This window comes from Arthrobacter echini (genome assembly GCF_004803505.1).
Classification (GTDB): domain Bacteria; phylum Actinomycetota; class Actinomycetes; order Actinomycetales; family Micrococcaceae; genus Arthrobacter_D; species Arthrobacter_D echini.
The window spans coordinates 1-1388 of sequence record NZ_SSWH01000038.1; the positions used below are offsets into that span (position 1 = coordinate 1).

Sequence of the window (1388 nt, forward strand, 5' to 3'; positions counted from 1 at the left end):
TAGCTGAAATTCATACAGGAAAGGACTTAAGGCACAAATAAGTTAATATCAAAAGATAGACAATCGAGTTAAGATTTGATATAATAGCCAAAAACCAGAGTATTTTACCTATGATACTTGACAAATTTTTGAACCTAAAAGGAACGTCTATTCAAGGCTATCTACACCTAGAAAATATCGGTATAGTTTGCCAAATCGAATCGAAAAATCAAAAAGCAATCTGTCCTCGTTGTGGGTTAGAGAGCGATAAACTCCACCAAAATCATCGACATTTAGTCAAAGATTTACCGCTCTCAGGTCAACCAGTGTACCTACAAGTTAATCGTCGTCAATTTAAGTGCGATAATTGTCGAAAACCCTTTAGTGAAGAGTTAGATTTTGTCGCCAAGAAACGAACCTATACGAAAAGACTAGCCGAGAATATACTCAAACAATTAAAAGAAGGAGATATTTTAAATGTTAGCCGAAGAAATGACGTAACGGAAGAAGAGATTCAAAGAATGATAGAGGACATAGCTGAAGAAATTACAGAGACAGACCTATCGAAATTAAAAAGACTAGGAATTGACGAAATCGCTCTAGTCAAAGGACAAAAAAATTACTGTGCAGTTTTAGTAAATTTAGATACGGGAAAACTAATAGCTATTCTAGAGAAGCGAACACAAGAAGAATTGAGGGAAACGCTTACAGGGTGGGGAAAAGAGGTGTTAGAGCAAATTGAAGAAGTCAGCATAGACCTTTGGTTGCCCTATAAAAATTTGGTGAAAGAATTGATGCCATCGGCCGAGGTAGTCGCCGATAGATTCCATGTAATGAAACAAATTAATCAAGAGTTAGACGAACAAAGAAAAGCAGAAAAAAGAGCCGTAGAAGCGCAGAGAAATAAAAAACAGAAAGCGGAAAAAGAAGCGAAGCTAGAAGTTTTAAAGCGAAGTAAATATAGCTTGTTAAAAAATGAAAAAGATTTAACGGAAACCCAAAAAATCAAACTAGAAGCTATCAAAGAAAATTTCCCAAATTTGAAAAAGATGCAGGAATTAAAGGAAGAATTTAGAAAGATTTATGAAACCTCAGAGAATCCGACAGAGGGAATGCTATCCATCTCGGAATGGTTGGCAAAATCCTCCAGTGTTTTTACTAAGAGTTGTCAAACAATCCGAAACTGGTTTGGAGAAATAATTAGTTATATCGAGCGAAGGACAACGAATGGGGTGGTCGAGGGAATCAACAATAAACTTAAACTAATAAAAAGAAGAGGCTATGGCTTTAGAAACTTTCGGAATTTTTGGGTTAGAAGTATGTTATCTTGGCATCTTGTCTGTTGATTTAGCATAAAGAGTAACGAAGAGCCGAAAAAAATATTAGCAATAAACTAGAAAAAGGAGAAT

Annotated in this window: 1 protein-coding gene; it reads left to right on the forward strand. The window is 35.4% G+C overall.

All coding sequences use genetic code 11. The annotated features are described in order from the left end of the window. The first annotated feature begins 110 nt into the window (after window positions 1-110). Entirely contained in the window at window positions 111-1325 is a 1215-nt protein-coding gene (locus E8P82_RS14925; protein ID WP_136455840.1) for an ISL3 family transposase, read from the forward strand. Window positions 1326-1388 lie beyond the last annotated feature (63 nt).